Here is a 26,816-nt window from a genome sequence, read left to right on the forward strand (position 1 = left end):
CAAGAACGATCTGGGCTTCGACCCGGACTCACCTGATCTCGAAGATCCACAAGTAGACCCGCAAGGGCCGGCCAAGCCGCCCCGGGATGACGAAAAGAAAGCGTGAGCGCAAAGGGCCGCAAGGCGGCCCCTAGCTCATTACTGGTCTACTTTCTTGGCTTCCTCGACCCCCGCGGACGATAACTTGATCGGGTAGACGACGTTCAATTGGTGCTCGGCGTCCACATCGACACTGCCGTCCTGGATGAGGCCCTGTTCCTGCAGGGTCTTGAGCATCCCCGCCACGGCCTTTTCGCCGCGATAGTTATCCAGCAGCTCCTTGCCCAGCCCTTGCGGGTGGGCATGGAGCAGGCGGGTGAGGATTTCTGATCGCAATGCATCGTTACTCATGATGCGCCTCACGTTCGTTGCAGGTCATTTGCCGTATTTGGCCTGGAGTTGCTTGGCCTGTTCCAGGTGATGCTCGAGCTTAGGCAGGGTTTCGCTGGCAAAAGCCTTGAGCTCGGCCTTGTCGGAGGTGCTGGCTTCTTCCTTGAACAGCTTCACGGCTTTCTCATGGGCGTCGACCTGGTTGTTGATGTAGGACTTGTCGAAGGATTCGTCGCGCCATTCCAGGATCACTTTCTTGACCTTGTCGGTCAGCGCGGCTTCATCCGGTGTGCTCAGGTCCAGGGAGCGGGCGATGTCGCCGAGCTTCTGGTTGGCTTTAGTGTGGTCGGTGACCATCTGCTGGGCGAAGGCCTTGATCTCAGGGCTTTTGCTTTTTTCTTGGGCCAGGTTGCCGGCCACGACTTCGGCGATGCCGGCTTCGGTCGCATCGTCGACAAAGTCATTGGAGCTGGCGGCCAGCACGTGCATCGACGCCATGCCGAGTGCGACGGTCAACCCGACGCGCTTGAGGAACAGATTGCTCATGTGTCACTCCTTATCCATTGGCGCGACCTCAGTGTCGCTTATGGTTGAGCGCAGCCTATGGGCAAAGGTTTGATTTTTCTGTGCCGTGGCGGCACCAACGGTCATTGGTTTGAACATTAGGGCAAGACGAGGCTCAGAGATTCAAAGGTTGCATCGAGGAGCGGTCCATGAGCATCGAACGTAGCATTCCGGAGCTTGAGGCCTGGTACGCCCAGTACGATGACGCGAGCTATCGGCGCGAATCGCCAGACGCCTACCATCATGAGCTGGTGCGTACCGCCGAGGCGCTGCGTGACGACGGCGCGATCGACTGGGACGACTGGCTGGCGCTCAAAGCCCTGGCCGACCAGGCCCATGTGCGCGCCCTCGAGGAAGCCGTGCAGGCCCATGTGGACGACCCTGACGCATGAAGACATTGAAAATTGCCACGTTCAATATCAATGGTATCCGCAGCCGCCTGCCAGGCTTGCTGGCCTGGCTCGAGCGCGAGCAGCCGGATGTGGCCTGCCTTCAGGAACTCAAGGCTGCAGACAAGGACTTTCCGCGCGAGGCGCTGGAGGCGGCGGGCTATGGCTGCCTGTACCACGGGCAAGCGTCGTGGAACGGCGTGGCCATCCTGGCCCGAGGCAGCGAACCGCTCGAAGTGCGCCGAGGTCTGCCAGGCATGGACGACGACAGCCAGAGCCGTTATCTGGAAGCCGCAGTGCATGGCGTCCTGATCGCCTGCCTTTATCTGCCCAATGGCAACCCTCAGCCGGGCCCCAAGTTCGACTACAAACTGCGCTGGTTCGAATGCCTGATCGGCCACGCCAGAACGCTGCTCGACAGCGGCCACCCGACAGTATTGGCGGGGGACTTCAATGTGGTGCCCACCGACCAGGACATCTACAACACCCGCTCCTGGCTCAAGGACGCGTTGCTCCAGCCTGAATCCCGGGCGTGCTACCAACGCCTGCTCGAACAAGGCTGGAGCGATGCGATCCGCCAGTTGCATCCTGATGCGCAGGTTTTCACGTTCTGGGATTACTTTCGTAATCACTGGCCCCGCAATGCGGGCCTGCGCATCGATCACCTGTTGCTCAGCCCAGCGCTTTCTGCGCGGCTCCTGGCCGCCGGTGTTCACGCCTGGGTGCGCAACGAACCGAAGGCCAGCGACCATGCGCCGGCCTGGATCGAGCTGTCCGCACCCCCGCGTCACTGATCTATAGTCAAGGGCGGTAGGGTGCTGGACACAAGGGACTGTAATGGCAGCAAGCAGGAGGCAGGACGAGGAGGGACCGTTCGCCGTGACTGGCGAGGGCCGCGCCGTTGCCTTGTTCCGTCTGGTACTGAGCTTCATGGCGGTCGTGATGCTGGCCTTCGTGCTGATCGAAGGCTGGCGGATCTGGCGCGACTATCGGCATGCCTTCCTCAACGCCGAAGATGCGGTAACCAACCTGGCCCGGGCGACAGCCCAGCATGCCGAAGATGCCATTCGCCAAGTCGATGCGATTACGGCCGCATTGGCCGAGCGCATCGAGGGTGATGGCTTCGACCACCTGGACCGGCCTCGGCTGCATGCGCTGCTCAGGCAACAAAAAGCAATCATGCCGCAATTGCATGGGTTGTTCGTCTACGGCGCCGATGGGCGCTGGATCGTCACCGATCAACCGACCATCGCCCCGCGGGCCAACAATGCTGACCGCGATTACTTCATCTATCACCGCACCCACGCCGACCGAGGCGTGCGCGTTGGCTCGGTGGTGCGCAGTCGTTCCACAGGTGATCTGATCATTCCGATCTCACGGCGGCTGAACAACCCCGACGGCAGCTTCGCCGGCGTGCTGCTGGGTTCGATCAAAGTGGATTGGTTCGTGCGCTATTACGGCGACTTCAAGATAGACGAACGCGGTGCGCTCGTGCTGGCCATGCGCGATGGCACCATTCTCGTGCGCCGGCCCTTCGTGGAGCAGGTGGTGGGGCGCAGCCTGGCCGACAGCGAGATCTTTCGCAACCACCTGCCTTACGCCGACCAGGGTGTGGTGGAAGCCGTCGCGGTGGTCGACGGCACGCCGCGTCTGTATGCCTACCGGGCGTTGGCCAATTATCCATTGGTGGTCGAGGCTGGGCTGTCGCGTGAGTCGATCATCGCGCCTTGGCGCCACGACATGCTCAAGTCGGCCGCGGTGTTATTGCTGTTGCTGTCAGGACTCGCGGCCTTCGGCTGGGTGGTGCTGCGCCAGCTGCGCGAGCGCATTGCCATCGAGCGCGCACTGCACCAGGCGCATCAGACGCTCAAATCCTTGGCCCTGACCGATAGCCTGACCGGCCTTGGCAACCGCCGTCGGTTGGATGGGGTGTTCGAGGCGGAGATCCGTCGAGCCCGGCGTCAGGCCTATCCCTTGGCCCTGGTGATGATCGACCTGGACTACTTCAAGGCCTATAACGACCGCTACGGCCATCTGGCGGGTGACCAATGCCTGCGGCGCGTTGGCGAGTTGCTGGGCCACGCATTGAAGCGCCCTGGCGACCTGGCGGTGCGCTACGGCGGCGAAGAGTTCACGCTGTTGCTGCCCAACACCGACGCCCAAGGTGCGGTGGCGATCGTGCAGGAGATACTCATGCTGCTGCGTCGGCAGGTGATCGAGCATGCTGGCAGCCCCTTGGGGCAGGTATCGGCCAGCGCCGGAATCGCAGTGGGCTCTCCGGGGGCGGAGGCGATCACACCAGAGAGCCTGACAGCCGCCGCCGACGCCGCCCTGTATGAGGCCAAGCGCCAAGGGCGTGACCGCTACAGCCTGGCGAGCAGTGCGCTAGCCAATTGCTAACCGCATGGCGCAACGCCCGGACAGGCCATAGGCCTGTTCACTGCGCAATATGCCCCGCAAGCGTTCATCCAACTGCGCAGGCTCCAGGATGGTGAACCCCTGGCGGGCGTAGAACGGCGCATTCCACGGTACATCAGTGAAGGTAGTCAGCGTGACACCTTGCAATCCACGGCTGCGAGCAGCCTCGACAGCCGTCTGCAACAAGCGGCGGCCCAGCCCTTTGCCTTGGGCGTGCTCTTGTACCGAGAGCTCCAGAATGTGCAACTCGCTGGCGGTGGTTTGCGCACAGATGAACCCGATCGGCACATCTTGCTCGTCCACCGCGACCCAACTGGCCTGCTGCGCGATGCAGCACTGATGCGTGGCGTCTTCCAGCACATCGGCTTGTGCCAGCCAGGCCAGTTCAGGCAAGCGCTTGAAGGCTTGAGCAGCGGAGCGTTCGACCGCTGCGAGCTGGGCGAGGTCGTGGCAGTGTGTGAGACGGATACGCATGGGGCTGTCCTTGGCGAAAAAGAGTCGGCTGAAAGTGTCTGTCAGGCCGACACAAGCTTCATGGAAAAACCTCCGAAGGGAGGGCCGGCAATGGTAACCTTGCCCACCTCGTTGCTCATCTCGGACTGTTACATGTTGTTCAATCTCGCCATCCTGTTCGGCACGCTAGTGGCCATGGAGGGCGTCGGCACGCTGGCTCACAAGTACATCATGCATGGCTGGGGCTGGTGGCTGCACCGATCGCACCATGAGCCGCACCTGGGCATGCTGGAGACCAACGATGTCTACCTGGTGGCCCTGGCGCTGGTCGCAGCGGGCCTGGTGGCGCTGGGCAAGGCGGGCTACGCGCCGCTGCAGTGGGTTGGCGGCGGTGTGGCGGGGTATGGCGTGTTGTATGTGCTGGCCCACGATGGGCTCTTTCATCGTCACTGGCCTTGCGCGCCCAAACCTGTGAACCGCTACCTCAAGCGCCTGTATCGGGCGCATCGACTGCACCATGCGATGCCTGGACGCAAGGGAAGCGTGTCGTTCGGATTCTTCTACGCGCCACCCTTGCGTGTACTCAAGCGCCAGGTGCAGGCCCGCAAACATCGCTAGGTTCAGGCCTTGCGGCGCAGCAGGACGATGAAGAACAGCCCGCCGATGGCGGCCGTGGCAATACCGATGGGCAGGTCCTGAGGCGCGATGAGTGTGCGCGCACCGATATCCACCCACACCACGAACAACGCGCCGAGCAGGGCGCAGGCAGGCAGCAGCCGACGGTGCTCGGCACCGACCAGGCGACGGGCGACGTGGGGCAGCATCAGGCCGACGAAACCGATGGCGCCGGAAAGCGATACCAGCACCCCCGTCAGCAGGGCACAGCCAACGAACACTTGAGCTCGCACACGGCGCGGCTCGAAGCCAAGGCTGACGGCAGTCTGTTCACCGCTCATCAACCCGTTCAATGCCCGGGCCAGGCTCATCAGCAGCACAAACCCAGCCAACACGCAGATCGCCGGCAGCCAAAGCAGCGGCCACTGTGCCAAGCCCAGGCCACCGAGCATCCAGAACATCACCGAGCTGGCTGCATGAGGGTCGCCGGTGTACAGCAGCAGGTTGGCCAGCGCCATGACCACGAACGACACAGCCACCCCGGCCAGCAGTAGCCTGTCGCTGTCCAGTCGACCGCGCCGGCTAGCCACTGCCAGGACCAGCAACATGCTGCCCAAGGCGCCGACGAAGGCTGCCAGGGGTAGGCTGAAGGGGCCTGCAAAGGTGCCGAAGAACAGCACCACCAGCACCGCTCCGAGTACCGCACCAGAGCTGACGCCCAGCAGGTGCGGGTCGGCCAACGGATTGCGGGTGACGGCCTGCAAGGCACCACCAACCAGGGCCAGGCCTGCCCCCACCAAGGCTCCGAGCAGTACCCGTGGGGCGCGGATTTGCCAGACGATTTGCGCCTGCCCCCGGCTCCAGTCGCCCATATCGGTCATACCCAACTGATACAGCGTGATGCCCGTGACCTTCGCCAGCGGCACATGGGCCGCGCCAAAGCCCAGGGACAGCAGGCAAGAGAACAGCACACCGATCAGCAGCAGCGACATCAGCAGGCGATAGCCCCCTGGGCTACTAACCGGCATCAGTGCGTTGCCTTGGCGAACAGTTGCGGATGCAGGGCCGCAGCCAATTGCTCGATGGCACTTGCGTTGTCCACCGATGGGGTGACCTGCAGGTACGACAGCACTACGAAGCGGCGCTCGCGGATGGCCTTTACCTCGCTCAAGGCGGGGTGATTGAGCAGGAAATCGCGTTTTTGCGCCCAACTCGTCGGCCCGTAGTCAACGATGACGATCACTTCCGGATCCCGCGCCACGACGCTCTCCCAATTGACCTGGGTCCAGCTGGCATTCACGTCGGCCATTACGTTGTCGGCACCAGCGGCCTCAAACAGTGCCTGGGGCATGCCGAGTCGGCCAGAAGTGGTGGGGCGGTCTTCGCCGCTGTCGTAGAGAAAGACGCGGGGTTTGTGTTGCACTGGGGCCAGTTGCGCGTGGACCTGCGCAACGCGCTGCTGCAGATGCTCGACAAGCACATCTGCACGCGGTTGTACGCCGAAGATGCGCCCCAGGTTGAGCAGGTCCTGGTACAGGTCCTCCAGGCTTGCCTGGCGCCGGGGCATGATCCATGAGCAGGATTCGCTCAATTCATACACGGGGATGCCCAGCGGTGCGAGGGTCTGCGGCGTCAGCGGGCCGCCCACGTTCATGCCGTAACCCCAGCCAGCGAACAGAAAGTCGGCCTGGGCATCAAGGAGGTTCTCCGGCGACGGATAGCGCGGTGCAAGTTCAGGAAGGCCGGTCAAGGCCTCACGCAGGGACGGGTCGAGGGTCTTCCAACCGCTGACACCGCTGTAGCCGACCATCCGCTCGCGCAGCCCCAGTGCCAGCAGCATCCCGGTGAGGTTGATGTCGTGACTCACAGCCCGCTGGGGCGCTTGGGTGAAGGTGATGTCGCGCTCGCAACTGCGCACGGTGACGGGGTAACTGTCAGCCCAGGCTGCGAAGGGCAGGGCGGCGAGCAGGGCCAGATGAGTCAGGCGTCGCTTCATGCGGGGGTGATCCAGGTAATACGTGGGTGGGGCGCCAATGGGTGGCGATCGACCAGGGCGCGAACACCAAAGACTTGCGCCAGGCGGTGCTCGGTCAGCACTTGCTCCGGTGCCCCTTGCGCGACGATGCGACCTGCATCGAGGACATACAGGCGATCGCAGAAGGCTGCGGCCAGGTTCAGGTCGTGGAAACTCGCCAACAGGCCTAGACCAGTCCCGCGCAGATGTTCGAGCAAGGCCAGTTGGTAACGTGGGTCGAGATGATTGGTCGGCTCGTCCAGGATCAACAAGCGCGGTTGCTGCACCAGTGCCCGAGCCAGCAATACACGTTGCTTCTCACCGCCGGACAGCGGCGCAAAGCCCTGGTCGGCTCGGGCATGCAGGCCTAGTCGCTGCAGGCAGGCATCGATCAATGCCTGGTCGTCATGGCTGTCGAACCAACCTTGGTGCGGGGTTCGGCCCATGGCGACCACGTCGCGCACACTCAGGCCGAAATCTTCGGGAAACTCCTGCAGCATCACTGCCACGCGCTGGGCGACCCAGCGTGGGGACTGTTGCCAGATGTCTTCGTTTTCCAGCAGCACGCGCCCGCCATCGGGTCGGGTAAAGCGATAGGCGCAGCGCAACAGGCTGGTCTTGCCGCTGCCATTGGGGCCGATCAGGCCGACGAATTCACCGGGGTGGACTTGCAGGTCGATGTCGTCGAGCAGGCGTTGACCGCCGGGCGAGGGAGCCCAGTGCACGCTTTCCAGACGTAGGGTAGGGGATGACATGCAGACCAACCGTACCGGGGGTGAATGAAGCCCGACTGGAGACGGCGCGCAAGGAAATCGCGGACAGTGGCCTGTCCAAGACGGCCCGCGCCCGCCCACCGCGGGTGTTGCCAACAGAGGTGACAGGCCGGTCTCCGGGCTTGCGAGGGGCTTGAGGCATTCACCTTCCCATGCCGGCGGCACAGTGGTGTATCGAATGCATCGCTCGCTTACCGTTGCGGGGGCAGCGCCGGACTGATCGCGCAAGGCGAGGCACCGGCTTCCCGTTTAATCCCCGGCACGGCGGCAGGGGACACCTGAAACTGGGGCGCATCTGAGCATTAATGGACGGGTCAGTCAACCGAACAGGGCGTTCTGGCTTTGCCGGCTTTCTTGCGTGACTGATTGTTACGCGATGTTACCCATTGCCCCAAGCCTAGGGCGGTCTCTGAAAGCTATTCGACTGCAAGGGGCTGTTTGAGAGGGCGATACGAGGGCACAGCATTTGCATTACCGAATCTACGAATTCGGACTGGAATAGACCATGAGTTCTCCACTGCACTGCTGCACCGTTTCGCCAGTCGCGGGCAACCTCGGCGTCCTGTCGGCTGCTGCCAGTGGGCTGGAGGGGTTCGTGACGGAAGTTGGGGGTGACATCGACCTGGTGCTGGGACGTGCCGGCGTCAATCCTGAAAGCCTGCGCCAACCCACACTCAGCCTGCCGCTCACCAATTACTGCCAGGTGCTCGAGGAGGCAGCCCGCCAATCGCACTGCGACAATTTCGGTTTGCATTACGGTCTGCAGTTTCATCCTCAAGCCTTAGGGCTGCTGGGCTATGTCGGGTTGTTTTCCAGTACGTTGGAGGAGGCCTTGCGCAATTTCGCAGCAGCGTTTCCTTATCATCAGCACGATACCTTGATACGGCTGGCCGACTGCGGCGAGTGCTATCGCTTCGATTATCAGGTTCGGCACAGCGCCATCCTGGAGCGCCGGCAGGATGCCGAATTGACCATGGGCATGGTGCTGAACCTGATGCGCCACGTATTGGGCAAGGACTGGGCGCCATTTGCAGTCAGCTTCGAGCACGCGCGCCCACTAGACGGGCAAGCCCATCAGCGGGCGTTCGGCGCGCCTGTCTATTTCGATCGCAATTGTAATTCGATGCTGGTACCTAAGACCGACCTGAAGGACCAGATCATGCCGGAGCGCGATGCCAATCTGCTGTTTCTGGTCCAGGACGTGCTCCGGCGCTTGGGCGCACGCGATCAACGGCGCAACCTGCTGGACGAGGTGGACGCTCAGGTACGCCTTGCCCTGAGCGGCGGAGAGCCGTGCCTGGAAACGATCGCGCAGTCGCTGCAGCTCAGCGGCGCCGGATTGCAGCGCCATCTGCGCGAAGCAGGCGTGAGCTTCAGCCAACTGGTGGAGAAGGTGCGCCGCGAAGTGGCGGTGCATTACCTGCGACAGCCCAAGCGGCCAGTGTCTGACCTGGCAGCGTTGCTTGGGTACTCCGAAACCAGTGCGTTCTCCCGGGCTTTTCGCCGTTGGTTTGGCGTTAGCCCGCGACAATGGCGTAGCCAAAAGCCTTGACGATTTGTTCGCAGGCTCATGCCTTGAATCCAGTCACGCTAAGCCCCGAATTGACTTTGTACGTAGAAACTCACTCGCAGGGTCAATTCTTGGTCTAGACCAGTTGTTAACATCAAGGTCGCAAGCTCCGGATACCTCCCGGCCGGCGCCTTGATCGAGCAGTGCAGGGTGGCAGGCCTACGTTGCGGTAATCACCAGAGGACAACAACATGTACAAGAGTCCTGAGAACGCCCGCTATTACTGGAAATCCCTTCAACGCTGGCGCGTCCAGATATTCATCATCACGTGGCTGGCCTATGCCGCGTTCTATTTCACCCGCAAGGCATTTTCAGTTGCCAAACTGGGCATCGCCGAAGACCCCACTTTCACGCTCGACAAAGCGGCTATGGCCAACCTCGACGCGCTGTACCTGGCTGCCTACGCCGTCGGCCAGTTCGCATGGGGTGTGTTCGCCGACCGCTACGGTACCCGCGTCGTCGTGCTCGGCGGGCTCGTGGTGTCGGCCCTGGCCGCGCTGGCCATGGGCACCTTCGCGACGTTGCCGATCTTCGCCAGCTGCATGGTGATCCAGGGGCTGGCGCAATCCACCGGCTGGTCAGGGTTGTGCAAGAACATCGGCAGCTTCTTCGCCACACGCGAGCGAGGACGTGTGCTGGGCTACTGGAGCACCTGTTATGCCTTTGGCGGCCTGGTCGCCACGCCGTTCGCCGGGTGGTGGGCCTATCAGATCTCCCATGACTGGCGCATGGCGTTCGTATCTTCGGCCGGTGTCGTTATCGTTGTTGCCGTGCTGTTCTTCCTGCTGCAGCGCAATCGCCCGCAGGATGTGGGGTTGCCTGCGGTCGAGGCGCAGGTCCAGCCGACCGGTCGAGACGACGTCCCCCGGGAGAACTACTGGACTGTGCTGCGCAAAGTGCTCGCCAATCGTACGGTCCTGGTACTGGGGATGGCGTACTTCCTGCTCAAGCCTGCTCGTTATGCAATCCTGATGTGGGGGCCGGTGATCGTCTACGAGCGCATGCCAAGCATCGGCAAAGTGGCTTCGGCCATCGTACCGTCCGCATTCGAAGTCGCCGGGTTGGTCGGGCCAATCCTGATCGGCATCGTCTCTGACAAGTTGTTCGGCGCTCGGCGCATGCCGGCTTGCGTCCTCAGCCTGATGGCGCTGACCTTGTGGCTAATATTGTTCGTGCCGACGATGCAAAGCGGCAACATCTATCTGGTCGTCGGCTTGCTGTTCATGATGGGTGTAACCCTGTACGGCCCTGACTCGATGATCAGCGGCGCCGCAGCCATCGATTTTGGCACTAGCGAGTCCGCGGGTACCGCCACAGGCTTCGTCAACGGGTGTGGCTCGGTTGGCGCCATCCTTGGTGGGCTGCTGCCTGGCTATTTCGACACCATTACCGTGTTCTTCGTCTTCACGGGCGCGGCGCTGCTTGCAAGCTTGCTGCTGGTCCCGTTCTGGAACAGTCGCCCGGCAAACCAGGCGGCCGACGCCCAACCCCTGGCAGCGCCTGCCACCGTCGCGTCTCGCTGATGCCGCTGACATTTCACCGGGCGAAGGCTGGAAGGGCCTTCGCACCACGAACCTGTATCTTGGAGGTGGCCAATGGCCCTCGCACTTTTTGACCTGGACGACACCCTTATCGATGGCGACTGCGCCAGTTTGTGGAGCAGCCATATGGCAGCGCTCGGCTGGGTTGACGGGCCCAGCTTCATCGAACGCGATCGCGAACTCATGGCGCTCTATGCGCAGGGCAAGTTGGCGATGGAAGCGTATATGACGTTCAGCCTGTCCCCGCTGGTCGGCCGAACGATAGAGGAGGTGGCCGAAGCGGTGGACCCCTTCGTGGAGGACATCATCACCCCGCGTATCCACGACGACGCCATGGCGTGCCTGGCGAGACATCGAGAGGAGGGTGACCGGGTGTTGATCATTTCAGCATCGGCACACTTCTTGGTGAGTCGTATTGCCAAGCAATTGGGGGTCGAAGAAGTCCTGGCGATTGATCTTGAACAGCAGCAGGGCAGTTATACCGGCAATACCTGCGGGATCTTGACCTATCGAGAAGGCAAAGTGGCGCGGCTGCACAGCTGGCTGCAGGAGCATGGCGAAGGGCTAGAAGGGGCTTATTTTTATTCGGATTCTCGCAATGACCTGCCGTTGCTTTCGCTGGTCGCCAAACCGCATACCGTCAATCCGGATCCAGTGCTGCGAGCGCACGCTGACGCGACGGGATGGCCGGTTTTGCGGTGGCGGTAGTGCAAAGCATGATGGGCGATTTATATAACTCAACAAAATGAATATTTAGTGTAGTTATTCCTTGAGGTTATATTATTTAGGGCAGGGTAGCTCATCTGGTGAGCTAGGGGTAGCTCATCGGTGATCGCAAACGCTCAAATCTGCACGCTAGCGTTCAAGAATGAGCTAGGGGTAGTTCACCTGGTGAGCTACCTTCGGCGTCATCTACCATCGAGGATCACCACTCAATGACTCATTTTCCAGGCTGGATGCTTGAAAGCGCCCATAACTACCTCAAGGCCGCTGAGCTTCTACACGCCCAAAACCTCCCACATGTCGCCATGGTCAATGCAGCGATCGGTATGGAAATGCTGCTGAAAAGCTTTATTTTCTTGCCAGATCAGCACCAAGGTACGTCTGGCGAAACCTACAAGCTCGACGTCGAAGCTCTCAAAACGGCTCACCAGCACTTGCAGTCAATCGGCAAGATTCCATCCAAACAAAAGCGTGATGCTCACGATCTGCTGACGCTGTTTCACGCGATGCCTGCGGCGATTCGCGAGAGCCTGGCCCTTAACAGGCAGGAACATTCATTCGAGCGGTATCGCGATGTGTTCATCAACAGCCGATATCAGTATGAGTCGGCCAGCTGGAAATTTTCCGATCCAGTGCTGATGAGGTTGCTGCGGTGGACGTTGGCCAACGTGGTTGGCTACTACAAGGAGCGAGGCTCGCAGGATCCGTTCGTGCTGGGTTACATCGCTGAGGTCCAAGCTCGATCTGCAGCGCAGTGATTTAGGCCAGGGGCCTGGCTTCAAATCTGCCCACTCACGGCCCCGGTAGCTTCATACGAAGGTGCGCATAATGTGTATTATGTTAAATTGTATTTATTCCAGATGGATGCTGCCTCCAATTCATCCCAGCTCTCAGGTAATCGTGAATTTTGCGATAGCCATATATGCCTGCGTTTTCTAATCTTCGGCAGATTGAGGCTCCACCGGCCATGCAAGCTTTTGCAGGCTGCTGGTATTTACTCTTTCTGCCCTACCCTGATTCTTTTTTAAGTTGTGTGTGGCAGCGTGTAAGCAAAGAAGCTCAGTCCATCAAGATATCTATGAGCACATGGGTAGGACTGCTCAGTTCCACGTCGCGTCGTGTGACTACTTCGTAAGGTTCACTTCGCGACATCAGTTGCAATGGCAGCCGTACCAACATGCCATGCTCCACGGCCACTTTCGCCACATCCCACGGCATGACGGCGAGCAGTCCGGCATCCTGCTGCAGCATCGACAATGTGGTGAAGGTCGATGAGGTTTCGATGGGATACTGCGGAAAGCTCAACCCGGCCTCACGAAACTCACGCTCGAGCGTAAGGCGCAGGGGCATGTTCACCGGAAACACCACCCAGCGCGAGTCAGTCAGCTGGGACAAGTTCAGGGACTGGCTGCCAGCCAAGGGGTGTGCCGGGTTGGCCACCAACACGAGTTGTTCCTGGTGCTTGACCCGGCTTTCGTAAGCTGCCGGACGATGGCTGACGCTGGTTCGACAAATCACCACGTCCAGTCGTCCCTGATCGAGCAAGCTGAGCAAGCGGTCGCTGGTGTCCTCTACCACCGTGACCGACAGATCCGGCTGGGCCTCGCGCAAGCGCGCTAAACCCTCCACCATCATCGGCACCGCCCCCATGATAGTACCCACCGAGAGACGCCCCCCGTGCCCCTGGAGGATCCCCAACATCTCTTCGCGCAGGTGGGCGAGATCTGTGTTGATCAAACGTGCGTAGCGCACCACGCAACGACCCAAGTCATTGGCCTCCAACCCTTTGTTGGTCCGCTCGAACAGCACTGCACCCAAGGTCGACTCGATCTCGTTCAGGGCCTTGGTGGCCCCAGGCTGGGTTATGGACATTGCCTCGGCTGCTTTGTGGATCGAGCCAAGTTCATCGAGGCTGATCAGGAGGCGCAACTGACGAAGGCGCAGTCGCGAAGCCATGGAAGTCAAAGATGGGAGCATAGGGGATCACTAAAAGTTATCGCGGTGTCAGCAGCTCTCATTAGGCAGCATCAACCGGGAGAAATAAAGTGGCCAGCAATTGATCCCACAAGAACAACAGGAGTCAGCATGCGTCTGATCCAATTTGAAACTGGCCATGCCCAGCGCCGTGTCGGGGTGGTCGAAGGCGACGTAATTCAGGTCGTACGCAATACCACACACATGCGCGAACTGGCCCTGGCGGCCATCCGCAACCGGCGCAGCCTGGGCGACGAAGTTATTGCGCGAGGCCTTGAGCACAGCGATGAGTGCTACGCCCAGATGCTGGCGGAGTGTCGCGTACTGCCACCGCTGGACCACGAAGATCCCGCCCATTGCCTGGTCAGCGGAACAGGCCTGACCCACCTGGGCAGCGCCTCGACGCGTGACAAGATGCATCAGCAGAAAATCGACGATGCCGCTGCTCTGACCGACACGGCGCGCATTTTCCAGTGGGGCATCGAAGGGGGGCGCCCTACCCCTGGGACTGCTGGCGTGCAGCCGGAATGGTTTTACAAGGGCGACGGTTCGATAGTGGTCCGTCCAGGCCAAGCGTTCCAGAGCCCGGCCTTTGCCGAGGATGCAGGTGAGGAGCCGGAGCTCGCCGGGCTTTATGTCATCGGCGACGATGGCCGCCCCTATCGACTGGGCTTCGCCATCGGCAACGAGTTTTCCGATCATGTGATGGAGCGGCGCAACTACCTGTACCTGGCTCACTCCAAACTGCGCAACTGCTCGTTCGGCCCGGAACTGCGGATAGGCGAGTTGCCGCGCCACTTGGATGGTGTCAGCCGAATCCTTCGGGGCAACAGCGTGATCTGGGAAAAGGCGTTCCTCAGTGGCGAGGACAACATGTGTCACTCCCTGGAAAACCTGGAGTACCACCACTTCAAGTATGCGCAGTTCCTGCGCCCTGGCGATGTGCACATTCACTTCTTCGGCACCGCGACCTTGTCGTTCGCCGACCACGTCAGGACAGCTGTCGGTGACGTATTCGAAATCAGCCTGCCGGAATTCGGTGCCCCGCTGCGCAACGGCATTGCCCTGTCGCCAGCGACCTTCGCACCTGGACAGGTGACGGCGCTCTGATTCAGCGGCGCTTAGCTGCGCCGGCATTTCATAAGAACCATAAGAGAGAGATGAGCATGAAGAATAGCCCTTACACGGCGTCACCCTCGTCGTCCCTGGCGAGTGCCGACACTGCCCGCCCGACCAACGTACGCTGGCGGATCTTCCTGATTCTCCTGTTGCTCGCTGCCATCAACTACATCGACCGCGCCTCGCTGTCGGTAGCGTTGCCGTTGATTTCGGCCGAATTCGAACTTACCCCGGCGCTGGAGGGCCTGATACTCAGCGCTTTCTTCTGGTCCTACGCTCTGATGCAGATTCCCAGCGGCATGCTGCTGGACCGCTTCCAGGTGCGCAACATCATCGGCGTGGCCACGGTCGGCTGGGGGGCCTTCCAGGCGCTAGGCGGCTTTGCCCACCACTGGATCACCCTGCTGATCACCCGTGTCGGCCTGGGCGTTGCCGAGTCGCCGATCATGCCGGCAGGCGCCAAGCTCAATGGTGCTTGGTTGACCCCGAACGAACGCGGCCGTGGTGCGACCTTGGTTGATGGCGGCGCACCGTTGGGCACCGCGCTGGGGGCGATCATCATCGCAGGCCTGATCACCTGGTTCGACTCGTGGCGCATCGCATTCATCATCGCGGGTGTCGGCACCATCGTCGTGGGTGTCTGGGCCTGGTGGTACATCCGCAACCATCCAAGCGAACACCCGCAGGTCAACACCGCCGAGTTGTCTTACATCACCCAGGCCAATGAAGCTGCAAGCAAGCACAACGGCAACCGCAAGGCCGTGCTCAAGGAACTGCTCAAGAGCCGGTCGGTGCTGTGCATGTTTGCCGGCTATGCCTGCTACAACAGCGTGTTCTACGGTTTGCTGACCTGGATGCCGAGCTACCTGCACAAGGCTCACAACCTCGACATCAAGGCCATGGGCGGCGCGACTTTCCTGATTTTCATGTGCGGCTTCGTCGGCGAGTTGGTCGGCGGCTGGATCGCCGACAAATGGAAAACCAACGGTGGCCAGCCGAACACCGTGATGCGCAGCATGTTCGCAGGTTCTGCTGCCGTGGCTGCCTTGTGCATCCTGCTGGTCGCCTATACCCCGGATGCCGTGAAGGTCATCGCCCTGCTCTGCGTCGCGCTGTTCTTCATTCGCTGGTGCGGCATGTACTGGTGCCTGCCGGCGATCCTTGGCGGCAAGTCCAAGGCGGGCGTGCTGGGCGGCAGCATGAACTTCTGCGGCAACATGGTCGGTGTTCTGGTGCCGATCCTGATCGGCCTGATCGTGCAGTTCACCGGTTCTTACTTCCTGGCCCTGATCTTCTTCGTGGTCATGGCGTTCGGCCTGATGCTGTTCTCGGGGCTGATCGACTATCGCGAACGCGGCCTGGCCTGAGTGCCGCGTCCCCTTGAGGTAAATGTCATGCAATTGATTACAAAGACGGGCAGTGAAAGTGCTGCCAATGCCGTGATTCGACTCAACCCGCTGGACGACGTGCTGATCGCCCGCCAGGCGCTGCCCAAAGACTTGCAACTGGAAGAAGGCGTGCGGGTGCGCGAACCGATCCCCGCCGGCCACAAGGTGGCCGCTCGCGATCTCGAAGCCGGCCAGCCCCTGCGCCGTTACGGGCAGATCATCGGCTTCGCCAGCCAGGCCATCGAAGCTGGAGAACATGTGCATGTGCACAACCTGGCGATGGGCGACTTCGCCCGTGACTATGCCTTCGGTATCGATGCTCGGGGCGTGCAAGCCCCCGTAGAAGACACTTTCATGGGAATCGTGCGCCCGGATGGCCGGGTTGCTACGCGCAATTACATCGGCATCCTGACCTCGGTTAACTGCTCGGCCACGGTAGCCCGAGCGATCGCTGATCATTTCCGCCGTGACATCCATCCCGAAGCTCTGGCGCCCTACCCCAATGTCGATGGCGTGGTCGCCCTGACCCATGGTGTCGGCTGTGCCGTCGACCCCGGTGGTGAAGCGTTGGCGATGCTGCGTCGGACCCTGGGCGGATATGCCGTACATGCCAACTTCTCTGCAGTGCTGCTGATCGGTCTTGGCTGCGAGACCAACCAGATTCCTGACTTGCTCGCTGCCCAAGGCCTCAAGAGTTGCAATGCGCTGCGCACCTTCACCATCCAGGGTACCGGAGGCACATCCAAGACCATCGCCAGCGGTATCGCCCAGGTGAAGTCGCTGCTCGAGGAAGCCAACCGCGTCGAGCGTCAACCTGTCAGCGTTCGCCATCTCACTGTAGGGCTGCAATGCGGTGGCTCGGATGGCTATTCGGGCATCACCGCCAACCCGGCACTGGGCAATGCCGTGGATCGCCTGGTGGCCGCTGGCGGCACTGCGATCCTCTCGGAAACTCCGGAAATCTATGGCGCCGAGCATTTGCTAACGCGCCGCGCGGTGAGCCAGCAGGTCGGCGAAAAACTGATCGCCCGCATCCGGTGGTGGGAAGCCTATTGCCAGCGCATGGGCGCCGAGTTGAACAACAACCCTTCGGCCGGCAACAAGGCCGGCGGCCTGACCACCATCTTGGAAAAGTCCCTCGGTGCTGTGGCCAAGGCCGGTTCCAGTGACCTGGTGGATGTCTATGAATATGCCGAGCCGGTACGCGCCCATGGCCTGGTGTTCATGGACACCCCCGGCTACGACCCGATCTCCGCCACCGGCCAGGTCGCAGGTGGTGCCAACCTGATCGCCTTCACCACCGGGCGCGGCTCGGCCTACGGCTGCGCGCCCTCCCCCTCGATCAAGTTGGCCACCAACACGCGTCTGTGGGAAACCCAGGAAGAAGACATGGATGTGAACTGCGGCGGCATCGCTGACGGCAGCATGACCATCGAGGAGCGTGGCGAACACATCTATCGACTGATGCTGCGCATTGCCTCAGGCGAGCGCAGCAAAAGCGAGCAGCACGGCTATGGCCAGAACGAGTTCGTGCCGTGGCAGATCGGCGCTATCACCTGATTTCCTTGTTTACGCTTACAGGAGCCTTTCATGACCCGGATCCTCGGTCACAACTACATCGGCGGCCAACGCTCGGCCCAAGGCAACATCCAGCTCGAGAGCCTGGACGCCACTACTGGCGAACCCTTGCCAGGCCTGTTCAGCCAGGCCACCGAAATGGAGGTGGACGCCGCTGCCAAGGCCGCTGCGGCCGCCTTCCCGGCCTATCGCAGCCTGCCCGCTTGGAAACGTGCGGACTTCCTGGAGACCATTGCCGATGAACTCGACGCCCTGGGGGAAGACTTCATCGCCACGGTGTGCCGCGAAACAGCGCTGCCCAACGGTCGCATCTTGGGTGAGCGTGGTCGTACCAGCATGCAAATGCGCCTGTTCGCCAAGGTCTTGCGCCGTGGCGACTTTTATGGCGCCCGCATCGACCGTGCGCTACCCCAACGCCAGCCTGCAGCTCGCCCGGACCTGCGCCAATACCGCATCGGCATTGGCCCGGTCGCGGTGTTCGGCGCCAGCAACTTCCCATTGGCGTTCTCCACCGCCGGCGGCGACACTGCCTCGGCGCTGGCCGCTGGTTGTCCGGTGGTGTTCAAGGCCCACAGCGGCCACATGGCCACCGCCGAGTGGGTGGCCGATGCCATTCTGCGTGCTGCTGAGCGCACCTCGATGCCAGCGGGCGTGTTCAATATGGTCTATGGAGGCGGCGTCGGTGAATGGCTGGTGAAACATCCGGCGATTCAGGCGGTCGGCTTCACTGGCTCGCTCAAGGGCGGCAACGCCTTGTGCCGGATGGCCGCCGAGCGGCCGCAGCCAATCCCGGTTTTCGCCGAAATGTCCAGCATCAACCCGGTGATCGTTCTGCCCGAGGCGTTGCGCGTACGCGGCGAGGCGATCGCACGCGAGCTGAGCGCCTCGGTCACTCTGGGATGTGGGCAGTTTTGCACCAATCCAGGCCTTATCCTCGGCCTGCGCTCCCCTGCATTCAGCGCTTTCGTCGAGCAGCTCAAAGCCCGGATGGCCGACCAACCGGCGCAGACCATGCTCAATGTCGGTACCCTGGCCAGCTACCGTCAAGGCTTGGAGCACCTACACGCCCACCCAGGCATCCAACACTTGGCCGGCGCGTCGCAAGGGATGCAACAAGCCTCGCCACAGCTGTTCACAGCTGACGTCAGCCTGCTGCTTGAAGGTGATGAGCTGTTGCAGGAGGAGGTTTTCGGCCCCGCGACCTTGCTGATCGAAATCGAAGACCAGGCTCAGCTGGCCGATGCTATCAAGGCCCTGCGTGGCCAACTGACCGCGACCCTCCTCGGCGAACCGTCCGAGCTGCTGGCCTATGGCTGGTTGAGCGATCTGTTGCAGGAAAAAGTCGGCCGACTGCTGCTCAATGGCTATCCAACCGGTGTGGAAGTCTGCGACGCCATGGTACACGGCGGCCCCTACCCCGCCACTTCTGATGCCCGCGGTACCTCTGTAGGGACCTTGGCCATCGATCGCTTCCTGCGGCCAGTGTGCTTCCAAAACTACCCCGATGACCTCCTGCCCCCTGCGCTGCAAAATGCCAACCCATTGGGCCTTTTGCGACTGATCGATGGGGAATATAGTCGGGAAGCGGTGGCAGTTTAGCCTGCGCTTTCAGGAGCCATCATGAAAAAACCCCGCCAGTTGGCGGGGTTTCGATCCGACGGCGCGATTATGCAGCGCGCGTCCCACGTTGCCCTGCGTGCAACTGGCGCTTGCGCACCAACAGATGTGCCGCCCAAACCACCGCCAGGCTGATCAGGCTAGCTAGCAGTTGCGTGCGCAGCCCTTCCTGGAACGCCATAGCCACCAGCACCCCGACGATGGCTGCGATAACCGCGTAGGAAAAACCGGGGAACAGCCACATGCGTAGCGTCAGGCGCTGTGGCGCTTCGCGCTCCAGTTGACGGCGCAGTCGCACTTGAGCGATCGCGATGGCCAGGTAGACAAACAACATGATGGCGCCCGAGGCGTTCACCAAGAAAAGGAAAACACCTTGCGGTGATGCGATCGCTGCGGCGATGGCAATGTAGCCAATCATACTGCTCAGCAGTACCGCCATGCGTGGTACCCGGTGCCCGATCAGTTGCGACAGTGCAGCCGGCGCATCGCCACGCTCGCTGAGGCCGAACAGAATGCGCGAGGACACATACAACCCGGAATTCAGCGCCGACAGCACGGCGACCAGAACCACGGCTTCCATGATCGCCGTCGCACCCGGTACGTGCATGACCTCCATGGCGGCGACGAAGGGTGAATGCCCAGCCTCGATACTGCCCCAAGGCGCGATACAGACGATCAACAGAATAGAGATGACGTAGAACGCGATCACCCTGAAGATCACCGAGCGGGTCATAGCAGCGACACTCTTGGAAGGGTCATCCGCACATCGGATGATGAAATGTGATGCAGCGCCGGATATTCTGGGCGTCTGCCGCAGTCCCCTGGAACTGGAAGCAATGCAAGCGGGCTGCGCGCCAGGCTTTGGAACGGCTGATCTGTCATGGCGAATTCGGCGTTTCGATTCCGCTGGAGCAGGTGGGGCGCTTCCAGCCGGTGATGGAGGAACCGATCCTTAAACGCCGCGACCGCGACCTGACCTTCGAGGTACGAGCCGACATCCTCAAAGGCACGCAGCCGCCGGACGTAGGAAAGGCCGTGTACGCTGATCTGCAGCCGATGATCGCCCAACTGCCGGCTGGCTATCGGGTGACTATCGGCGGTCCGGTGGAAGAAAGCGCCAAGGCCAACAAGGCTCTGGCAGTCCTGTTCCCGGTGATGATCATGCTGACGCTGGTCGTGATCATGTTCCAGGTGCGCTCCTTCGCCCTGATGTTCATGGTGTTCGCCACCGCACCGCTGGGCTTGATCGGGGCGGTTCCTGTGCTCCTTCTGTTCGATCAGCCCTTCGGTTTCAATGCCATCCTGGCGCTGATCGGCATCGGCGGCATCCTGATGCGCAACACCCTGATCTTCACCGACCAGATCGAGCAGGAGCAGGCCCACGGCCGCCCCCTGCACGAGGCAATCATCGAAGCCACGGTGCGCCGCGCCCGGCCGGTGCTGCTCACTGCACTGGCCGCCGCGCTGGCCTTCATCCCACTGACCTTCTCGGTGTTCTGGTCGTCCCTGGCGTTTGTACTGATCGGTGGAATTCAGGTGGGCACGGTGCTGACGCTGCTTTATCTACCGGCACTCTGCGCTCTGGTGTTGCGTGCCAATCGCGGGGCCAACGCCAGCAACGAGCCTGAGTGGGAAAAGCTGAGCGTGCAACAGGCGCCTCTGGATACACACCAAGGTGTGTGAGCGCCGGCGAGATCCTGCACGTCGACGGTAGTCAGAGCGCAGGCCATTGATTGACAGAATGCTCATCACCGGCACATTCCGGTGATGAGCAGATTCCCTGTGGAGTCTGGTTTTTTAGAAGTCGAATGCGCTGCGATAGGCATAAACACCTGGTCCGCCGCCTGTGAACAGGAACAGTAGGTTAGCCCCCTCGATGAAATCTCCCGCCGCTATGTCATGAAGCATGCCGGCAAAGGCTTTTGCAGAGTAAACCGGATCAAGCAAGATACCTTCGGCCTGAGCCAGGGATGCAATTGCCTCAAGAGCCTCAGCCGTCGGAATCCCATAGCCTTCTCCCCGGTGATTCCCATCTACATCGATTTGATTGGGCGCGATCTCTGAGGACCCGACCAATGCCAGCGCGTCGTTAGCGAGCTTCAAGGTTTGCTGCACCGCCTGTTCTTGGTCTCCCAACACTGTATAGGATCGAATGATCGTCGGGGAGCGTCCACGCGTGACGAAACCTGCGGCTAGACCCGCATGAGTTCCCGAGCTGCCGTTAGGCAGAAGAACCTTCTCGAAGCGGATGTCGTTATCCCGTTCATACTGCATTATCTCGTCACTGCATTTGGCGTAACCCAGCGCGCCAAGAGGTGACGATCCCCCCATAGGGATCAGGTAGGGTTTTTTGCCCTGTTCTTTGAGCAGCTGGATTCTTTTATCTGCGAATTCGGCTGCCTTCTCCCCTAGCGGAAGTACATGGAGCTTGGCGCCATAGATCTGATCAAGCAGCACGTTGCCGTTGCTTTCGTATTCTGCATCATGCCGCGGCACCACCCTGCCGAGGACCAGTTCGCAGTCCAAGCCGAATCGCGCAGCAGCAGCGGCAGTAAGTCGTGCGTGGTTGGATTGGAGTCCGCCAGTCGTGACGATTGTGTCGCATCCTTGTGCAATCGCCTCACCTAACAGGAACTCAAGCTTGCGAAGCTTGTTGCCACCCCCGGCGAATGCCATGTGATCGTCACGTTTGATGTAAAGATTGACTCGCTTGATACCCAGTCGCAGTTCAAGCTTTTGTAGCCGCTGAATCGGAGTGGCCGCCTCGATGAGCGCCACTTTCTCGAAAGCGTCCAGTACATCCTTTTGAGCATCCCTCATTGATATGTGCTCCGGTTGGTATTTCACTTTGATAGCGATCCAGCCCCCACAAAATCAATCCCCGGAAACCTGGGAAAGTGCCGGGCGATCGGACTGCGGCTTGAGATGCAAAGCGCATCTTTGTAATTCAACGTACTGTGAGACACCGCAACGGTGACACTGCCGACTGGCAATTGTCATCGGATAGCTCTCGGTCCCTCGCCGATCGTAGCGCTCGACTCACGGGGTGCAAGCGCATTGATCACTGCGGCCGCAGTGGACAGCAGGATGCCAACAGCGGCAAGGCCGATCCAGCCGGCCCGGTGCACGCCATAATTCCCCAATGCGGCGCCGATCGCTCCCCCCAGAAAATACGACCCCATGAATAGGGTATTGAGTCGGCTTCTGGCCTCGCTCCTCAGAGTGAATACGCGTGCCTGGTTGGCAACCAGCCCTGCACGATTGCCCATGTCGAGCAGCACCATGCCGAGGATCAGCCAGCCAAGATCTCGCCCGCTCGCTGCAATGCAGGCGAAACCCAGGACGAGGGTCATTGCGCCGGCGAGGACCATGGTGCGTGCGCCCACGCGATCGGTCAGCGCGCCAATATGAGGTGACGCGACGATGCCCAGCAGCGCGACCAGCCCAAACAGACCAATGGTGGCGGAGTCGAGTCCGTATGGAGGTTGTGCCAATAGCGCGGCAAGCGAAGCCCACAGTGCACTGAATGCGGCGAACATCAGCAGGCCGCTCGCCGCGCAGTAACGCAGCACGCCTTCCTGTTTGACCAGGCTGCCTAACGAACCCAGGAGCTGCCCGTAGCTTATCGTCTGCAGGCTGCTGGTGGCGGGCAGGCGCTTGGCAACGATGACCAGCAACAGGACATCGCTGAGCGAGGCCAGAACGAACACGGCTTTCCACCCGGCATGTGCGCCGGCGAAGCCTCCGAGCATGCGCGCCAGTAAAAGACCTGCCGAGAGGCCGCTGAGCAGGCTCCCGACGATGCGACCTCGCTCAGCTGGAGTGGCCAACCCCGACAGACAGGGGATGATGAGCTGCGCAGTGATCGCTGTCACGCCGACAAGAAAGCTGCTCACGCACAGCATTGTGAAAGTCGGCGCTACAGCGCAAAGAAGTAAGGCAACGGCATTCCCCGCGATGGCCAGCAGCGCGAGTTGGCGTGGTTGTCGACAATCGGCGAGCGGCACGATGAACAGCAGGCCTAGCGCATAGCCAAGCTGCGTCAGCGTGGCGATCAGGCCGGCCTGTGTCGGCGCCAGGCCAAAGGACGCGGCCATCTGGGGCAGAAGCGGCTGGTGGTAGTAGATAGTCGAGACCGCCAGCGCGCAGCACAGGGCCATAAGCGTGACAAGGCGGCTGGAAACTCCCATTGGCGATGCGCAAGAGGCAGACATGACGCAGCCCCTTCACTGCTGCTGCAAAGTCTGCACGAGCCCACGGGTGTCGACGATGCTGTGCGCAAACGTCGGCCCGTTCAGCTCGTGCGCCGCGTGCATCATTTCCTTGCTGAAGGCGGCTGTCGCATCGCGTACCAGCGTGACGTGATAACCCAACTCCATGGCGAAGCGTGCGGTCGATTCGATGCAGGTGTTCGCCAGCAGGCCGACGACGATCACGTGTGTGATGCCTCGCTGCTTGAGCTGGAAGTCGAGGTCGGTATTGGCGAACCCGCTTTGTCCCCAGTGTTCCTGGATGATGATGTCGCCCTCCCGTGGCACGAAGTCAGGATGCCATTCGCCGCCCCAGGACCCCTTGGCAAAGGTGTGACGTTCCTGGATCAGGCGTTGGGTGGGATTGGGGTGATCCCAGCGGGTGTAGTCGCCGGGCTGCCAGCGCCGATGAGGTACGTAGTACACCTGAATTGCTTGTGCTCGCGCGGCGGCAACGGTCGTGCGCAGGTTGTCGAGCAGTCGAACTTCATCCGCGACGCTTCTGAGCATGGAATAAAGCTTGCCGCCATCGGACAGGAAGTCGTTGTAGGGATCGACCAGCAGCAGAGCGGTCCGCTCCGAGGCATACACAGGATGGGTCATGATAGTGCTCCAGATGAAAGGAGAAGCGATCTAGGACGTTTGCTATACCGACAAATGCCGCGCTGCGACAGCGCAAGCCGCATAGGCTTCATATTAACTATGATAATCATAGTGTCAACGGGGATGAGGCTTTGAGCGTTAATCCATGCGACATGCTTAACCTGGCTGCGTTACTATGAAAACAATAGTTTCTACGGAGAAAACAGCGTGATGCCGAGGCTGGACTTGACAAGCGATACGGTGTGCCCGGTGGCACGCTCGATGGAATTGGTGGGTGACAAATGGACCATTTTGGTCCTGCGTGAGCTGTACATGGGCGCGACACGCTTCGAGGAAATGCAGATCCAGACCACCGCTACGCCCCAGATGCTGACTTCGCGGCTCAAAGCGCTGGAGGCGAATGGCCTGGTCGAACGCCGGCCCTACAGCGAGAAGCCGCTGCGCTACGAATATCATCTGACCGACAAGGGCTGGGACTTCTATCCTGTGATTTACGCGCTGCGCGCCTGGGGTGAGAAGTGGTGCAAGAACCCGGATGAGGGGTTGGCCGTGCATTTCGTGCACCGCGCCTGCGGCCATGATGTGGGTGTGGCCAGCGTTTGTCCTCACTGCGGCGACGCTGTGGAACGCAAGGACCTGGAAGCGCTGGTCAGCGATCGTTTCATTGCCGAACGCGAGTCTCGCCTAGAAGCCTTCAAGCGGAAGTAGCTGAGGCTAAGACGACGTTCCTGGAGCGGCGGTGCAAGCTGCAAACGTCTACTGGGTATAGATCACTACCCCGATCCAGTCGGCGACGCTGTAGTGGCCGGGCTCGCGCTATATTCGCGTGCGAACTCGATGAAGGCTTTCAATGCTGCTGGCACCTGCCGCCGGCTTGGGTAATACAAATGCAGCCCCGGATAGTAGTGGCACCAGTCGCCCAGAACCTGCTGCAGATCGCCTCGCTCCAGATGTTCCTTGACCATGTCCTCGAACACATAGGCCAGGCCGATACCTTGCAAGGCAGGCGCCAGCATCAGGCTGACATCACCCAGTATCAACGGGCCTTGGACGTCGACCTCCAGTTGGACACCTCCCCGCTCGAACTCCCAACGGTAAAGTGCGCCACTGGGAAAACGGTGTCCGATACAAGGTAGTTTTTTCAGGTCTTGTGGATGTTGCGGAATGAAATGGCGTTCGAAGAACTCGGGCGAACCGACCACCACCGAGCGCAGATAAGGACCAATGGGCAATGAGACCATATCGGCCTGTAACCGCTCTCCCAGGCGTACACCGGCATCGAAACCGGTACCCACCATATCCACCAAGGCATCGTCGCTGAGAATTTCGAGGTGTACGTCCGGGTACGCGACCAGGAAACGCTGGGCCAGTGGCAGCAGCGCAAGTTCCGCTGCGGCGCGTCCGGCGGTGATGCGCAGGTTGCCAGACGGTTTGTCGCGGAAATTATTGAGATCTTCCAAGGCGTCGGCGATGTCACGGAAGGCCGGTTGCAGCCGCTGGTAAAGGCGCTCCCCGGCCTCGGTAAGGGCGACGCTGCGGGTGGTGCGGTTGAACAACCGCACATCCAGGCGGGTTTCCAGGGCCCGCAGCGCATGGCTCAGGGCCGAAGGTGTAAGCCCCAATTCGACTGCCGCACGACTGAAATTCAGATGGCGGGCAATGCACAGGAAGAGCGACAGATCGGCGGTACTGGCTGGCTTCATTGATGAAAATTACTCAAATGCCCATGCGATATTCATGGGATTATCACAGTAAATCAAAAATCTTAAAGTTCGCTCAACTCATCGAGAAGGCCCCGCACGGTGCAGGGTCGGATACAGGAGGAGTTGACATGCGTACTTGGCTCATTACCGGCGCTTCCCGTGGTTTCGGCACCCTGATCGTCCAGCAGGCCCTCGCGGCAGGCGATTCAGTCATCGCAACGGCACGTAAACCGGAGGACATCGAGGCCCGTCTTGGTCAGCACCCGAACCTGCTGGCCGTGCGCCTGGACGTGACCGGCGAAGAAGAGGCTTACGCAGCGGTCGCTGCTGGCATCGAGCGCTTTGGGCAAATCGACGTGCTGGTCAACAATGCCGGGTTCGGCGTGCTCGGCGCGGTCGAAGAAACCAGCGCCAGCGAAACCGAGCGGTTGTTCGCCACCAACGTCTTCGGTGTACTGAATGTCACTCGTGCGGTATTGCCCCATATGCGCCGGCAGCGCAGTGGTCATGTGATCAACATCTCGTCGCTTGGCGGCTACCAGGCTTATATGGGCTGGGGCGTGTATGGCTCGACCAAGTTCGCCGTCGAAGGCATCAGCGAAGCGATGCATCAGGAGCTGGCCCCCTTGGGTATCAAGGTGACTGTGGTCGAACCAGGCTTTTTCCGCACCGACTTCCTGGATGAGCAGTCCCTGGTGAAAACGGCTCTAGAACTGCCGGATTACGCCTCCACTGTCGGTGTCATGCGCAATTATGCCGAAGCGGCCAACCATGCCCAGCCGGGCAACCCTGCAAAGCTGGCCGAAGCCCTGATGACCTTGGCCAACGCGGCCAATCCGCCGTTGCGCCTGGCCTTGGGCAGTGATGCCGTCGCGCGTATCGAGGCCAAGCACAGCGCAGTCGAGCAGGAGCTGGCACGGTGGCGAGCGCTGTCCCTGTCCACTGACTTTGCCTCGTAACCTTCGTTGGGGCACTAAACCTGAACCGGGCGCGCCGGCTCAGGTTTTTTGTGGCGGATAGTGGGCTCATCCAAGCATGAAACCCAAGGTCAACGTCATGAAAAAAGCCAGCTTTCAACCCATGCCCTGCCCTGTAGCCCGAGTGCTGGAACACATCGGTGATGGCTAGAGCCTGTTGGTCCTGCGCGACGCGCTC

28 protein-coding genes, 1 pseudogene and 1 riboswitch (1 of these 30 running past the window's edge) are annotated in these 26,816 nt (G+C 61.0%); of the genes and pseudogenes, 16 read left to right on the forward strand and 13 right to left on the reverse strand.

The features are described 5' to 3' along the window. A protein-coding gene (locus R6G97_RS06250) for a DUF6021 family protein (RefSeq protein ID WP_167358058.1) crosses the window boundary here: on the forward strand, nucleotides 1-106 show its 3' portion. 62 nt of this gene lie to the left of the window's left edge; the window shows 106 of its 168 coding nt (coding positions 63-168); the start codon falls outside the window, past its left edge; it ends in the stop codon at nucleotides 104-106. Nucleotides 107-138: 32 nt separating this feature from the next. On the opposite strand, the gene R6G97_RS06255 is transcribed toward R6G97_RS06250, so the two are convergent. Beyond that, entirely contained in the window at nucleotides 139-390 is a 252-nt protein-coding gene (locus R6G97_RS06255) for a hypothetical protein (protein ID WP_043210548.1), read from the reverse strand. A 24-nt stretch (nucleotides 391-414) separates the two neighbouring features. Beyond that, nucleotides 415-915, reverse strand: coding sequence for a DUF4142 domain-containing protein (locus tag R6G97_RS06260; RefSeq protein ID WP_043210547.1), 501 nt, complete (start codon nucleotides 913-915; stop codon nucleotides 415-417). A 167-nt stretch (nucleotides 916-1,082) separates the two neighbouring features. Between R6G97_RS06260 and R6G97_RS06265 the strand changes: the two genes are divergently transcribed. Genes R6G97_RS06265 through R6G97_RS06275 form a run of 3 tightly spaced genes read left to right on the forward strand, consistent with a single transcriptional unit; the run spans nucleotide 1,083 to nucleotide 3,722 of the window. Continuing rightward, a complete protein-coding gene (locus R6G97_RS06265) occupies nucleotides 1,083-1,325 on the forward strand; it encodes a hypothetical protein (protein WP_043210544.1) in 243 nt (80 codons plus the stop codon). Beyond that, nucleotides 1,322-2,116 carry an exodeoxyribonuclease III gene (xth, locus tag R6G97_RS06270; protein WP_043210542.1) on the forward strand — a complete coding sequence of 265 codons (795 nt, stop codon included), beginning with the start codon at nucleotides 1,322-1,324 and terminating at the stop codon, nucleotides 2,114-2,116. The genes R6G97_RS06265 and xth overlap by 4 nt, the downstream gene beginning before the upstream one ends. A 43-nt stretch (nucleotides 2,117-2,159) precedes the next feature. After that, nucleotides 2,160-3,722 (forward strand): sensor domain-containing diguanylate cyclase, encoded by a 1,563-nt coding sequence (locus R6G97_RS06275; protein WP_102082040.1) that lies wholly within the window; start codon nucleotides 2,160-2,162, stop codon nucleotides 3,720-3,722. On the opposite strand, the gene R6G97_RS06280 is transcribed toward R6G97_RS06275, so the two are convergent. Then, a complete protein-coding gene (locus R6G97_RS06280) occupies nucleotides 3,708-4,214 on the reverse strand; it encodes a GNAT family N-acetyltransferase (RefSeq protein ID WP_043210539.1) in 507 nt (168 codons plus the stop codon). The genes R6G97_RS06275 and R6G97_RS06280 overlap by 15 nt on opposite strands. Nucleotides 4,215-4,346: 132 nt before the next feature. On the opposite strand from R6G97_RS06280, the gene R6G97_RS06285 reads away from it, so the two are divergent. Further along, a complete protein-coding gene (locus R6G97_RS06285; protein ID WP_043210605.1) occupies nucleotides 4,347-4,811 on the forward strand; it encodes a sterol desaturase family protein in 465 nt (154 codons plus the stop codon). Nucleotides 4,812-4,813: 2 nt separating this feature from the next. Here R6G97_RS06285 and R6G97_RS06290 read toward each other — a convergent pair whose 3' ends face one another. From R6G97_RS06290 to R6G97_RS06300, 3 genes are read right to left on the reverse strand one after another with little or no spacing between them, the layout of a single operon-like run. Then, on the reverse strand, nucleotides 4,814-5,836 hold the full coding sequence (locus R6G97_RS06290) for a FecCD family ABC transporter permease (RefSeq protein WP_317847904.1): 1,023 nt from the start codon (nucleotides 5,834-5,836) through the stop codon (nucleotides 4,814-4,816). After that, a complete protein-coding gene (locus tag R6G97_RS06295; RefSeq protein WP_317847905.1) occupies nucleotides 5,836-6,804 on the reverse strand; it encodes an ABC transporter substrate-binding protein in 969 nt (322 codons plus the stop codon). Before R6G97_RS06295 ends, R6G97_RS06290 begins: the two co-directional genes overlap by 1 nt. Continuing rightward, nucleotides 6,801-7,577 (reverse strand): ABC transporter ATP-binding protein, encoded by a 777-nt coding sequence (locus tag R6G97_RS06300; protein WP_317847906.1) that lies wholly within the window; start codon nucleotides 7,575-7,577, stop codon nucleotides 6,801-6,803. Before R6G97_RS06300 ends, R6G97_RS06295 begins: the two co-directional genes overlap by 4 nt. 108 nt (nucleotides 7,578-7,685) lie before the next feature. Next, nucleotides 7,686-7,892, reverse strand: a riboswitch (cobalamin riboswitch). Between the two features lie 208 nt (nucleotides 7,893-8,100). Here R6G97_RS06300 and qhpR point away from each other — a divergent pair. The 4 genes from qhpR to R6G97_RS06320 all read left to right on the forward strand — a co-directional run bounded on the left by qhpR (nucleotide 8,101) and on the right by R6G97_RS06320 (nucleotide 12,187). Further along, nucleotides 8,101-9,147 (forward strand): AraC-like transcriptional regulator QhpR, encoded by a 1,047-nt coding sequence (gene qhpR, locus R6G97_RS06305; RefSeq protein ID WP_317847907.1) that lies wholly within the window; start codon nucleotides 8,101-8,103, stop codon nucleotides 9,145-9,147. Nucleotides 9,148-9,356: 209 nt separating this feature from the next. Then, nucleotides 9,357-10,688 (forward strand): MFS transporter, encoded by a 1,332-nt coding sequence (locus R6G97_RS06310; RefSeq protein ID WP_182819061.1) that lies wholly within the window; start codon nucleotides 9,357-9,359, stop codon nucleotides 10,686-10,688. A 72-nt stretch (nucleotides 10,689-10,760) separates the two neighbouring features. Then, nucleotides 10,761-11,414: an HAD family hydrolase gene (locus R6G97_RS06315; protein WP_043210527.1), complete on the forward strand. Its 654-nt coding sequence runs from the start codon at nucleotides 10,761-10,763 to the stop codon at nucleotides 11,412-11,414. A 227-nt stretch (nucleotides 11,415-11,641) separates the two neighbouring features. Then, nucleotides 11,642-12,187 (forward strand): hypothetical protein, encoded by a 546-nt coding sequence (locus tag R6G97_RS06320; RefSeq protein ID WP_317847908.1) that lies wholly within the window; start codon nucleotides 11,642-11,644, stop codon nucleotides 12,185-12,187. 301 nt (nucleotides 12,188-12,488) lie between these two features. Here R6G97_RS06320 and R6G97_RS06325 read toward each other — a convergent pair whose 3' ends face one another. Then, nucleotides 12,489-13,406 carry a LysR family transcriptional regulator gene (locus R6G97_RS06325; RefSeq protein ID WP_182943216.1) on the reverse strand — a complete coding sequence of 306 codons (918 nt, stop codon included), beginning with the start codon at nucleotides 13,404-13,406 and terminating at the stop codon, nucleotides 12,489-12,491. 108 nt (nucleotides 13,407-13,514) lie between these two features. On the opposite strand from R6G97_RS06325, the gene araD1 reads away from it, so the two are divergent. The 4 genes from araD1 to R6G97_RS06345 are packed head-to-tail and all read left to right on the forward strand — an operon-like array spanning nucleotide 13,515 to nucleotide 19,087. Then, nucleotides 13,515-14,513 (forward strand): AraD1 family protein, encoded by a 999-nt coding sequence (gene araD1, locus R6G97_RS06330; RefSeq protein ID WP_043210520.1) that lies wholly within the window; start codon nucleotides 13,515-13,517, stop codon nucleotides 14,511-14,513. Between the two features lie 56 nt (nucleotides 14,514-14,569). Further along, complete coding sequence (locus tag R6G97_RS06335) at nucleotides 14,570-15,889, forward strand: MFS transporter (protein ID WP_182819059.1); 1,320 nt, start codon at nucleotides 14,570-14,572, stop codon at nucleotides 15,887-15,889. Nucleotides 15,890-15,916: 27 nt separating this feature from the next. Then, nucleotides 15,917-17,470: a UxaA family hydrolase gene (locus tag R6G97_RS06340; RefSeq protein ID WP_090342853.1), complete on the forward strand. Its 1,554-nt coding sequence runs from the start codon at nucleotides 15,917-15,919 to the stop codon at nucleotides 17,468-17,470. Nucleotides 17,471-17,500: 30 nt separating this feature from the next. Next, on the forward strand, nucleotides 17,501-19,087 hold the full coding sequence (locus tag R6G97_RS06345) for an aldehyde dehydrogenase (NADP(+)) (RefSeq protein WP_182819058.1): 1,587 nt from the start codon (nucleotides 17,501-17,503) through the stop codon (nucleotides 19,085-19,087). 67 nt (nucleotides 19,088-19,154) lie between these two features. Here R6G97_RS06345 and R6G97_RS06350 read toward each other — a convergent pair whose 3' ends face one another. After that, nucleotides 19,155-19,994 (reverse strand): amino acid permease, encoded by an 840-nt coding sequence (locus R6G97_RS06350; protein WP_317848144.1) that lies wholly within the window; start codon nucleotides 19,992-19,994, stop codon nucleotides 19,155-19,157. On the opposite strand from R6G97_RS06350, the gene R6G97_RS06355 reads away from it, so the two are divergent. Next, a complete protein-coding gene (locus R6G97_RS06355; RefSeq protein ID WP_269475580.1) occupies nucleotides 19,889-20,788 on the forward strand; it encodes an efflux RND transporter permease subunit in 900 nt (299 codons plus the stop codon). The two genes, R6G97_RS06350 and R6G97_RS06355, sit on opposite strands and share 106 nt — an antisense overlap. A gap of 114 nt (nucleotides 20,789-20,902) precedes the next feature. On the opposite strand, the gene R6G97_RS06360 is transcribed toward R6G97_RS06355, so the two are convergent. From R6G97_RS06360 to R6G97_RS06375, 4 genes and pseudogenes are all read right to left on the reverse strand, one after another. Continuing rightward, nucleotides 20,903-21,925, reverse strand: a complete 1,023-nt coding sequence (locus tag R6G97_RS06360; RefSeq protein WP_182819056.1) for a D-cysteine desulfhydrase family protein — start codon at nucleotides 21,923-21,925, stop codon at nucleotides 20,903-20,905. Between the two features lie 44 nt (nucleotides 21,926-21,969). Next, nucleotides 21,970-22,101 (reverse strand): annotated as a pseudogene (locus tag R6G97_RS06365) (oxidoreductase); the annotation flags it as partial. Next, nucleotides 22,102-23,319 (reverse strand): MFS transporter, encoded by a 1,218-nt coding sequence (locus R6G97_RS06370; protein WP_232095244.1) that lies wholly within the window; start codon nucleotides 23,317-23,319, stop codon nucleotides 22,102-22,104. Between the two features lie 12 nt (nucleotides 23,320-23,331). Next, a complete protein-coding gene (locus tag R6G97_RS06375) occupies nucleotides 23,332-23,958 on the reverse strand; it encodes an isochorismatase family cysteine hydrolase (protein WP_090342828.1) in 627 nt (208 codons plus the stop codon). 210 nt (nucleotides 23,959-24,168) lie between these two features. On the opposite strand from R6G97_RS06375, the gene R6G97_RS06380 reads away from it, so the two are divergent. Continuing rightward, on the forward strand, nucleotides 24,169-24,666 hold the full coding sequence (locus R6G97_RS06380; RefSeq protein ID WP_317848145.1) for a helix-turn-helix domain-containing protein: 498 nt from the start codon (nucleotides 24,169-24,171) through the stop codon (nucleotides 24,664-24,666). 65 nt (nucleotides 24,667-24,731) lie between these two features. Here R6G97_RS06380 and R6G97_RS06385 read toward each other — a convergent pair whose 3' ends face one another. Then, nucleotides 24,732-25,661, reverse strand: a complete 930-nt coding sequence (locus R6G97_RS06385; protein ID WP_043210492.1) for a LysR family transcriptional regulator — start codon at nucleotides 25,659-25,661, stop codon at nucleotides 24,732-24,734. A 128-nt stretch (nucleotides 25,662-25,789) separates the two neighbouring features. Here R6G97_RS06385 and R6G97_RS06390 point away from each other — a divergent pair, with 128 nt between their 5' ends. Continuing rightward, nucleotides 25,790-26,620 carry an oxidoreductase gene (locus R6G97_RS06390; protein ID WP_317847909.1) on the forward strand — a complete coding sequence of 277 codons (831 nt, stop codon included), beginning with the start codon at nucleotides 25,790-25,792 and terminating at the stop codon, nucleotides 26,618-26,620. Nucleotides 26,621-26,816 lie beyond the last annotated feature (196 nt).

The sequence above is a fragment of the Pseudomonas sp. HTZ2 genome (genome assembly GCF_033173945.1).
GTDB classification, from domain to species: Bacteria; Pseudomonadota; Gammaproteobacteria; order Pseudomonadales; family Pseudomonadaceae; genus Aquipseudomonas; species Aquipseudomonas guariconensis.

Bases quoted from the DNA above. Each gene is read 5' to 3' on its own strand.
- araD1 (WP_043210520.1), top strand. From the start codon at position 13,515: ATGCGTCTGATCCAATTTGAAACTGGCCATGCCCAGCGCCGTGTCGGG.
- R6G97_RS06320 (WP_317847908.1), top strand. From the start codon at position 11,642: ATGACTCATTTTCCAGGCTGGATGCTTGAAAGCGCCCATAACTACCTC.
- R6G97_RS06380 (WP_317848145.1), top strand. From the start codon at position 24,169: ATGCCGAGGCTGGACTTGACAAGCGATACGGTGTGCCCGGTGGCACGC.
- R6G97_RS06260 (WP_043210547.1), bottom strand. From the start codon at position 915: ATGAGCAATCTGTTCCTCAAGCGCGTCGGGTTGACCGTCGCACTCGGC.
- R6G97_RS06370 (WP_232095244.1), bottom strand. From the start codon at position 23,319: ATGTCTGCCTCTTGCGCATCGCCAATGGGAGTTTCCAGCCGCCTTGTC.
- R6G97_RS06335 (WP_182819059.1), top strand. From the start codon at position 14,570: ATGAAGAATAGCCCTTACACGGCGTCACCCTCGTCGTCCCTGGCGAGT.
- R6G97_RS06340 (WP_090342853.1), top strand. From the start codon at position 15,917: ATGCAATTGATTACAAAGACGGGCAGTGAAAGTGCTGCCAATGCCGTG.
- R6G97_RS06375 (WP_090342828.1), bottom strand. From the start codon at position 23,958: ATGACCCATCCTGTGTATGCCTCGGAGCGGACCGCTCTGCTGCTGGTC.
- qhpR (WP_317847907.1), top strand. From the start codon at position 8,101: ATGAGTTCTCCACTGCACTGCTGCACCGTTTCGCCAGTCGCGGGCAAC.
- R6G97_RS06325 (WP_182943216.1), bottom strand. From the start codon at position 13,406: ATGCTCCCATCTTTGACTTCCATGGCTTCGCGACTGCGCCTTCGTCAG.
- R6G97_RS06255 (WP_043210548.1), bottom strand. From the start codon at position 390: ATGAGTAACGATGCATTGCGATCAGAAATCCTCACCCGCCTGCTCCAT.
- R6G97_RS06315 (WP_043210527.1), top strand. From the start codon at position 10,761: ATGGCCCTCGCACTTTTTGACCTGGACGACACCCTTATCGATGGCGAC.
- R6G97_RS06355 (WP_269475580.1), top strand. From the start codon at position 19,889: ATGCAGCGCCGGATATTCTGGGCGTCTGCCGCAGTCCCCTGGAACTGG.
- R6G97_RS06265 (WP_043210544.1), top strand. From the start codon at position 1,083: ATGAGCATCGAACGTAGCATTCCGGAGCTTGAGGCCTGGTACGCCCAG.
- R6G97_RS06275 (WP_102082040.1), top strand. From the start codon at position 2,160: ATGGCAGCAAGCAGGAGGCAGGACGAGGAGGGACCGTTCGCCGTGACT.
- R6G97_RS06280 (WP_043210539.1), bottom strand. From the start codon at position 4,214: ATGCGTATCCGTCTCACACACTGCCACGACCTCGCCCAGCTCGCAGCG.
- R6G97_RS06360 (WP_182819056.1), bottom strand. From the start codon at position 21,925: ATGAGGGATGCTCAAAAGGATGTACTGGACGCTTTCGAGAAAGTGGCG.
- R6G97_RS06390 (WP_317847909.1), top strand. From the start codon at position 25,790: ATGCGTACTTGGCTCATTACCGGCGCTTCCCGTGGTTTCGGCACCCTG.
- R6G97_RS06310 (WP_182819061.1), top strand. From the start codon at position 9,357: ATGTACAAGAGTCCTGAGAACGCCCGCTATTACTGGAAATCCCTTCAA.
- R6G97_RS06290 (WP_317847904.1), bottom strand. From the start codon at position 5,836: ATGCCGGTTAGTAGCCCAGGGGGCTATCGCCTGCTGATGTCGCTGCTG.
- R6G97_RS06300 (WP_317847906.1), bottom strand. From the start codon at position 7,577: ATGTCATCCCCTACCCTACGTCTGGAAAGCGTGCACTGGGCTCCCTCG.
- R6G97_RS06385 (WP_043210492.1), bottom strand. From the start codon at position 25,661: ATGAAGCCAGCCAGTACCGCCGATCTGTCGCTCTTCCTGTGCATTGCC.
- R6G97_RS06345 (WP_182819058.1), top strand. From the start codon at position 17,501: ATGACCCGGATCCTCGGTCACAACTACATCGGCGGCCAACGCTCGGCC.
- R6G97_RS06295 (WP_317847905.1), bottom strand. From the start codon at position 6,804: ATGAAGCGACGCCTGACTCATCTGGCCCTGCTCGCCGCCCTGCCCTTC.
- xth (WP_043210542.1), top strand. From the start codon at position 1,322: ATGAAGACATTGAAAATTGCCACGTTCAATATCAATGGTATCCGCAGC.
- R6G97_RS06285 (WP_043210605.1), top strand. From the start codon at position 4,347: ATGTTGTTCAATCTCGCCATCCTGTTCGGCACGCTAGTGGCCATGGAG.